The organism is Gordonia sp. C13 (assembly GCF_023218005.1).
Taxonomy (GTDB): domain Bacteria; phylum Actinomycetota; class Actinomycetes; order Mycobacteriales; family Mycobacteriaceae; genus Gordonia; species Gordonia namibiensis.
This window is the reverse complement of record NZ_JALPSY010000053.1, coordinates 1-7,864: the sequence shown is the minus strand read 5'-3', so window position 1 is coordinate 7,864 and position 7,864 is coordinate 1. Positions and strand designations below refer to the sequence as shown.

The 7,864-nt window shown below is 63.2% G+C and carries 6 protein-coding genes and 1 pseudogene; 6 read left to right on the top strand and 1 reads right to left on the bottom strand.

All coding sequences use genetic code 11. The annotated features are described in order from the left end of the window. A pseudogene (locus tag M1L58_RS23040) lies at window positions 1–562 on the top strand (Fis family transcriptional regulator); the annotation flags it as partial. 24 nt (window positions 563–586) lie between these two features. Here M1L58_RS23040 and M1L58_RS23035 read toward each other — a convergent pair. Further along, on the bottom strand, window positions 587–1,081 hold the full coding sequence (locus M1L58_RS23035; RefSeq protein WP_248660603.1) for a hypothetical protein: 495 nt from the start codon (window positions 1,079–1,081) through the stop codon (window positions 587–589). Window positions 1,082–1,905: 824 nt separating this feature from the next. On the opposite strand from M1L58_RS23035, the gene M1L58_RS23030 reads away from it, so the two are divergent. The 5 genes from M1L58_RS23030 (at window position 1,906) to acs (ending at window position 7,610) form a co-directional block, all read left to right on the top strand. Next, the gene (locus M1L58_RS23030; RefSeq protein WP_248660602.1) at window positions 1,906–2,871 is read left to right on the top strand and encodes a helix-turn-helix domain-containing protein; all 966 of its coding nucleotides are present in this window, start codon (window positions 1,906–1,908) and stop codon (window positions 2,869–2,871) included. A gap of 131 nt (window positions 2,872–3,002) precedes the next feature. Beyond that, a complete protein-coding gene (locus M1L58_RS23025; protein ID WP_248660601.1) occupies window positions 3,003–3,902 on the top strand; it encodes an alpha/beta hydrolase in 900 nt (299 codons plus the stop codon). Between the two features lie 45 nt (window positions 3,903–3,947). Then, a complete protein-coding gene (locus M1L58_RS23020) occupies window positions 3,948–4,751 on the top strand; it encodes an SDR family NAD(P)-dependent oxidoreductase (RefSeq protein WP_248660600.1) in 804 nt (267 codons plus the stop codon). A 13-nt stretch (window positions 4,752–4,764) separates the two neighbouring features. Next, a complete protein-coding gene (locus M1L58_RS23015; RefSeq protein ID WP_248660599.1) occupies window positions 4,765–5,562 on the top strand; it encodes an SDR family NAD(P)-dependent oxidoreductase in 798 nt (265 codons plus the stop codon). A gap of 92 nt (window positions 5,563–5,654) precedes the next feature. After that, window positions 5,655–7,610, top strand: coding sequence for an acetate--CoA ligase (gene acs, locus M1L58_RS23010; RefSeq protein ID WP_248660598.1), 1,956 nt, complete (start codon window positions 5,655–5,657; stop codon window positions 7,608–7,610). Window positions 7,611–7,864: the final 254 nt, after the last annotated feature.

Genomic DNA, 7,864 nt, shown 5'->3' with positions numbered 1-7,864 from the left:
CCTAACGATGACGCCGCACCGTCGTGGCAGTCGTAAGATGAGCGCGCAGGATCAGCAGGATGCCGTCGACAGCATCACGTCGAACCAACCGGCGCTGAATCCCCGAGATCGAGCTGCGGCCATCCTGGTAATCGTCTTCGGTCAGCAGATCGACCGCGTCGTCAAACTCACCTGGGAGGACGTAATTGTCTCCGACGAGCTTGTGACAGTCACTCTCGGGGACATCGCCATCGCCCTACCCGAGCCCCTTGAGCCATTCCGTTACCTCGCTGGCGAGCGCGACCTCGCGAACACCGCTGCGCATCCGGCCACGACATGGGTGTTCCGCGGGTACATGCCGGGCCAACACATCAACCCGGGGCACTTACGAACGCGGCTCACGACGATCTTCAGGACCAGGGCGGCCCGCCTCGGAACACTCCACGAACTCACAAAGCTTGCACCACCCGCGATCCTCGCGGACGCACTTGGCTACTCCCCCACCACCATCGAACGACACAGCGTGGCATCAGCAGCGACCTACGCCGAGTACGTGTCGATCGTCGAAGAAGGAAACGAGTGATCACGGCTGTGCCCAGGGCTTCGGTTATGTCCCTTCGGCGATCACAAATAACTGAGTCGCGGATGATCCCTCGTTGACTACGGCGATCGCTTCACGTCCCGGGGTGAGCGTCTGTTCAGCAGGTTCGTTATCGGTGCGGATCACTGAGACTCCCCGGACTCCGTCGCACTGCAGTCCGATCTTCTGCAGCGATTCGTTGGTGAGTAACGGACTCGGGCACGCGATGCGGTGGATGTCACCGAAGCCGTTGGCAGTGTTTAACGCGGCGACGGTCGTCGGCGTTGAGCCGGGTGTGCCGAAACGGATGTAGTAGGAGCTACTACCCACGAATCCGGGCGGCGACTCTATGCCTGCGATAAATCTGGCCCCCTCGGGAACAGAAATCCGCAGCTCTGACAGCGCCGATTCGGCCCCGTCTCTGTTGATATCCCGCGGACCAAGGTCGTTCTCGAATGCTCCGCAACCAGCTAGGACGAACGCAGCAGTCACGGCGAGGACGAGATGCTGGCGTGCCTTCACTCCTCCACAGTAGCGGCGAATCCCGGCTCCGCGGACGAGGAGTGCCTGGCGGCCATCGACATCGAGCCGCCCGGCTGACACCTGCACGGCACGTTCGGTGCCCGCCAGCAATGCCGGACCAGTCACACTGCGCGAAGCCACTCTGCGACTGAGCGTAGGATACACGTCCTACTTCAACACGTCTCGTTTCCAATTAAGTAGGACAAGTGAAAACAGATGCGAGGCAACAGTTTAGAGAAACTATTGTCCATAGACGTTGATCCGGCTTCGGGCCATGACCTTCGTATCTGTCTGAGGGCGTGACCTTCGTATCTAGCAGGCAGTGATCGGCTCCCTCCCTGCCTAGCTTCGAACCATTTGTCGTCCGCGACATAGGTGGACGCTCGATGGCAGTGACTCGTCCTACTTCAACACGTCTCGTTACCAGTTCAGATCTGTTGGCGCGGAGGGTAATTGGTCTCCTAATGACATAATCGCCAGTCAGGGATTAAGCGGGCGCGCATCAGTGGGCCGGATGTTTCAGTCCGCGCCGAACACAGCCATCCGCGTCGACGTTGCCATCGAACACTGAATGGTCGGGAGAGACTATCGAAAGGCTGTGACTGGGATGGCGAAGATCAAGCGCGTTGAGGTCATCGACGACGTCGATGGGCGGCCTGTAGCAATGTCGTCTGGGTGCATGCGTGTGTCGCAGGGATTCTTGGCCACACCCGCTTTCTGCCTGCATGCTAGGGCCGTATCCATGTGACACAGCGCACATTGGTGGCGATAGGATGGTGACGTTCGCGGGTGGCCCCGGTTTGTGCGTGCACGAAGGAGTGGTGATGGCGGGACAGGACGAACGCTTTTCCTCGGCGGACCTCGGTGTGGGTGAAGCTCTGCATGATCATTGGCAGTCGATGCTGTCCACGACCCATCTGCCGTGGACGACCCGGCTCACCAGCACGGAGACGCCGTTCGAAGCGTCGATTCGGCGGTGGTGGATCGACGATCTGGCGTTGGTTGATTGCGAGTGCGGACCATCGTCTGGCACGCGTCAACGACGCCAGATCGCAGGCACCGACGGCGAGTTCTTTGTCGTGTTGATGAACCGGGGTGGTCGTGAATCCGTCACCCAAGATGACGTCACGATCGACTTGGAGCCCGGAGACGCGGTTGCCTGGGACAGTAGCAAGCCGGCTAGGTTCACTGTGTGGGAGCAGCTGTCTAAGCGGAGTCTGATCATCCCCCGGTCGGCGATCGAGGAGATCGGTGGCACGCCGTGGGCACGAGGCGGGGTCAAGCTCGAGGCGTCTTCGCCTTCGGCGCAACTACTCACCACATATCTGGACTCGCTTAGTTCCACGCTGCCGCTGCTCACACAGTCGTCGTTGACCGCTGCTCGCAATGCCACCCTCGAGCTCCTGATCGGAGCGTTGCGCCCCGGGGATGCGGGTGTGACCTCCGCGTCGGGGCCGGCGATGCGTGAGTCGATGAATCGCTACATAGAACGCCACCTCCTCGATCAACACCTGTCGCCAGGGGTGATCGCGCAAGCTCACGGAGTCTCGGTGCGAACGGTCAATCGTGTGTTCAACGCGACCGGCCAGACCGTCAGTGACCTCATTCGGGTTCGGCGACTGGCTCGTGCCCGGGTCGACCTCGCTGAGACCACCCAGTCGATTGCGTCAATCGCGAACAAATGGGGCTTCTCAGATGCCAGCCATCTGAGTCGAACATTCAAGTCGCACTACGGAACTTCGCCACGCGACTTCCGTGCTGACCGAGCTAAGACCACCCCTGTCGCGTAACTGCACGTACCTGGCGCTTGAGTTCATTAACTCACAGATGATCCTGGGTGAGACTGGAGTCACAGCCCGGTGGAAACACTAACAACCTTCTTGGCGGGCTGAGATCAACTAGCTCACAAGGAGATTCGATCATGCAGCGTCGCGACATCGAGTTCAACGCAGAGGGTGTCACTCTCCGCGGATGGTTCTACCCCAGCCAAGGCGACGGTAGCTCGCACCCGACTATCGTTATGGCCCACGGATTTTCGGCGGTCAAGGAGCAGTACCTCGACCGCTACGCCGAGGTGTTCGCCGCTGCGGGACTAAACGCGCTGGTGTTCGACAACCGCAACTTCGGTGACAGCGACGGCGAGCCCCGCCAGGAGATCGACCCGTGGCAGCAGATCCGCGACTACCGGCACGCGATCACCTACGCAACCACCCTTCCCGAGGTCGACAGTGACCGCATCGGAGTGTGGGGTTCGAGCTACTCCGGCGGTCACGTGCTGGTCGTGTCGGCGCTGGATCGACGGGTGAAGGCAGTGGTCAGCCAGGGGTCACTGGTCGATGGCTATCAGAACCTGCGCCGCCTGGTCCGGCCCGACTTCATCGACGGGTTCCGCGAGCAGTTCGACGCTGATCGCCTGGCCCGCTTCAACGGCGAAGCACCTGCCATGGTGCCAGTTGTCGATGAGGATCCGCTCGCCCCCTCGGCGTTGCCGACGCCCGACTCCTACGAGTGGTTCACCGAAAGCGGACGCACCATCGCACCGAACTGGCGCAACGAGGTGACGCTGCGCAGCGTGGAGATGCTGGGCGAGTACGTGCCGGCAGATTTCGTCGAGTACATCAGCCCCACTCCCCTGCTGCTGCTGCCGGCAGTCAACGACGTCCTGACCCCCACGGATCTGGCGATCGGGGCCTTCGAGCGGGCGCGCGCTCCCAAGCGCATCGAGATCCTGCCTGGCGGCCACTTCGACATCTACACCAAGGGATTCGAGCAGTCGAGCTCGCTGGCCCGCGACTGGTTCATGGAACACCTCGTCGGCTGACCCTGCTCGGCTATCCCTCCCTCTGAGACTGAAAAGAGAATCGCTATGACCACCAACCGACTGGCCGGCAAAGTCGCCGTCGTCACCGGATCCAGTTCAGGCAACGGCCGGGCAATCGCCCTGGCCCTGGCCGCCGAAGGTGCCACCGTGGTGTGTTCGGACATCCGCCGCGAAGCCCGTGAAGGCGGCTATGAAACCGACAGCAACGTCGCCACCGACGAACTCATCATCGCCAACGGCGGAAAGTCGTTGTACGTCGACGCCGATGCAGGCAACTACGCGTCAATGGAGAATCTGATCTCCACGGCCGTGGACAGCTACGGCCGCGTCGATGTGATGGTCAACAACGCCGGCATCTTCACCGGCCTGAAAACCATCGTCGACGAGACTGAAGACGAATTCGACCTCACGCTCCGGATCAACGCCAAGAGCGTGTGGTTGGGCAGTAAGTTCGCCATCCGCCAGATGCTCACCCAGGAACCCGTCGACGGCTCACGCGGCCGCGTGGTCAACATCGCCTCCATCGGCGGGCTGGTCGGGCTCGCCCAAGAGCCGGGCTACTGCACCGCCAAGGGCGCGGTGGTCAACCTGACCCGCCAGCTGGCCGTCGACTTCGCCCCAGAACGCATCAACGTCAACGCCGTCTGCCCCGGATTCCTCGCAACCGCGATGGTCCGTCCGTTCCTCGACGATCCCGAACTGAACAAGGCCCTGCACGACAAGTCACCGTGGCCGGAACTGGGCACCGCCGACGACGTGGCGAAGGCCACCGTGTTCCTCGCCTCCGGCGACGCACGATGGGCCACCGGAACATTGCTCACCATCGACGGCGGCTTCACCGCCCCCTGACCGGAAGATCAGCATGTCTCGACTCACAGACAAAATCGTGGTGGTCACCGGCTCAAGTTCTGGATTCGGCCGCGGAATCGCCAAAGCATTCGCCGCCGAGGGCGCCAAACTCGTCATCAGCGACATCCACGAAGAACCCCTGACCGGCGGATTCGAAGACGACGCCGACTTGACCACCGCCGAAGCCATCGTCAAAGCAGGCGGCCAAGCGGTGTTCATACGGGCCGATGTCACCAAGCCCGATCAGGTCGCGAACCTCATGACCGAGACCGTCGCCACCTACGGCCGCCTCGATGTCCTGGTCAACAACGCCGGAGTGTTCCGCGGCGGGAAGTTCCTGCACGAGTTCACCGAGCAGGACCTCGACATCTGCTACCAGGTGAATGTCAAAGGCAGCTTCCTCGCTGCTCAAGAAGCCGTCAAACAGTTCCTCAGCCAGGGCGACGGCGGCAACATCATCAACATCGTTTCCACCGCCGGTCTGCAAGGACACCCCAAGCAGTCGGTATACAACATCTCCAAAGGCGCGGCCGCCAACCTCACCAGGGTCTTGGCGATCGAGTACGGCCAGAACAAGATCCGCGTCAACGGCATCTGCCCCACCTACGCCAAGACCGCCCTGACCCGCGAACTGTTCGATGACGAGGATTTCGATACAGCATTCACCGAGTCGATCCCCCTCAAGCGGTGGGGCGAGGTCGAGGACATCTCCAAACTCGCCATTTTCCTCGCCTCTGATGACTCGAGCTACATCCACGGCGACCTGATCAAGGTCGACGGCGGCGAAACCCTCTGCCGCTACTCCGTGTAAAGACTGCTGGCTGGGCGGCGAGCCCCCGACATTCCGCCGCCCAGCCAGCATCCCACTGACCCCGCCCAGCCCGCGAAAGGCCACCCTTCCCCGTGACCACGACCACCACCACCGACGCAGCCGGTAGCTACCCTCCTGCCCCCGCGTTCACGGACCAGGCCAACGGCACGGCCGAGATGTATGACCATGCCGACGCCGACCGCCTCGAGTTCTGGGCCGAGCAGGCCCGGCGGCTGGACTGGGCCACCGAGTTCACCACCACCCTCGACTGGTCCGACGCCCCGTTCGCCAAGTGGTTCGTCGGAGGCAAGCTCAACGTCGCGGTCAACTGCGTGGACCGGCACGTCGCCGCAGGCAAGGGCGACCGCGTCGCCATCCACTGGGTCGGCGAACCCGGCGACACCCGCGACCTCACCTACAGCCAACTGCTCGCCGAGGTCAGCAAGGCCGCCAACTACTTCTCGTCCATCGGGCTGGTCGCCGGCGATCGCGTCGCCATCTACATGCCGATGGTCCCCGAGGCCCTGATCTCGATGCTCGCCTGCGCCCGCCTCGGACTCACCCACTCGGTGGTCTTCGCCGGCTTCTCCTCCGGAGCGCTGCGCTCCCGCGTCGACGACGCCGAGGCCAAGCTCGTCATCACCACCGACGGCCAGTACCGCCGCGGCCAGCCGGCGCCACTGAAGACCCAGGTCGACGAGGCGCTCGGCACCGGCGACGACGCCGCGAAATCCGTCGAGAAGGTCCTCGTCGTGCGTCGAACCAACCATGACCCCGACCTGAACTGGGTCGAAGGCCGCGACGTGTGGTGGGAAGACACCGTCGACGAACAGTCCGACACCCACGACGCCGAGGCCTTCGACGCCGAACACCCGCTGTTCCTGCTCTACACCTCGGGCACCACCGGCAAGCCCAAGGGCATCGTCCACTCCTCCGGCGGTTACCTCACCCAGGTCAGCTACACGTTCCACTACGTCTTCGACCACAAAGAAGGCCGCGACGTCTTCTGGTGTGGCGCCGACATCGGCTGGGTGACCGGCCACTCCTACCTCGTCTACGGCCCGCTCTCCAACGGCGCGACCGAGGTCGTCTACGAAGGAACCCCCAACTCCCCCAACGAACACCGCCACTTCGAGATCATCCAGAAGTACGGCGTCACCATCTACTACATCGCGCCGACCCTGATCCGCACCTTCATGAAGTGGGGACGCGAGATCCCCGACGCCCACGACCTGTCCAGCATCCGGCTGCTCGGCAGCGTCGGCGAACCGATCAACCCCGAGGCCTGGAAGTGGTACCGCGAGGTCATCGGCGGCAACTCCGCACCCATCGTCGACACCTGGTGGCAGACCGAGACCGGCGCCATCATGATCTCGCCGCTGCCCGGCGTGACCGCGACCAAGCCGGGATCAGCGATGAAACCCCTGCCCGGCATCAGCGCCAACATCGTCGACGACCAGGGCAACCCCGTCGGCGCCGGTGAGCAGGGCTACCTCGTGCTCGACCAGCCGTGGCCGTCGATGCTGCGCGGCATCTGGGGCGACGACGAGCGCTTCCGCGAGACGTACTGGTCACGCTTCGCCGAGCAGGGCTGGTACTTCGCCGGCGACGGCGCCCGCTACGACGCCGACCACGCACTCTGGGTCCTCGGACGCGTCGACGACGTCATGAACGTCTCCGGCCACCGCATCTCCACCGCCGAAGTCGAGTCCGCCCTCGTCGGCCACTCCGGTGTCGCCGAAGCCGCGGTCATCGGCGCCGCCGACGAGACCACCGGTCAGGGCATCGTCGCCTTCGTCATCCTCCGTGAAGGCGTGGAGAACACCGGTGACCAGCTGATCGCCGAACTGCGCCAGCAGGTGTCGGTGGAGATCTCGCCGATCGCCAAACCCCGCGAGATCAACGTCGTGCCCGAACTGCCCAAGACACGCTCGGGCAAGATCATGCGCCGCCTGCTCAAGGACGTCGCCGAAGGACGCGAACTCGGCGACACCTCCACCCTCGTCGACCCCTCGGTCTTCGAGGCCATCCGCGCCCGCAAAGCCTGACGCACAACGAATCATGACTGCACAGGCAATCCGGGCCGCGCTCCTGACGGCCGCCCTAACCGCAATCACTGCAATCGCGTTCGCCGCTGGCCTCGTCCTCATGGTGCTACGGCAACTCGTCGCTCTAACCCGACAATAGAACGACCAGCAGGCGCCTACCCGCAGTGACGACCTGAGTCAGGCCGATCGGCCACCCCTCAGTAGTCAAGGCTAAACCCTTCAAATGTCGTAATTACTATTATCGGCTAAAAAGT

What these genes read in the sequence shown, in the direction of transcription:
- M1L58_RS23030 (WP_248660602.1), top strand. Translation starts at nt 1,906, where the DNA reads ATGGCGGGACAGGACGAACGCTTTTCCTCGGCGGACCTCGGTGTGGGT.
- M1L58_RS23025 (WP_248660601.1), top strand. Translation starts at nt 3,003, where the DNA reads ATGCAGCGTCGCGACATCGAGTTCAACGCAGAGGGTGTCACTCTCCGC.
- M1L58_RS23020 (WP_248660600.1), top strand. Translation starts at nt 3,948, where the DNA reads ATGACCACCAACCGACTGGCCGGCAAAGTCGCCGTCGTCACCGGATCC.
- M1L58_RS23015 (WP_248660599.1), top strand. Translation starts at nt 4,765, where the DNA reads ATGTCTCGACTCACAGACAAAATCGTGGTGGTCACCGGCTCAAGTTCT.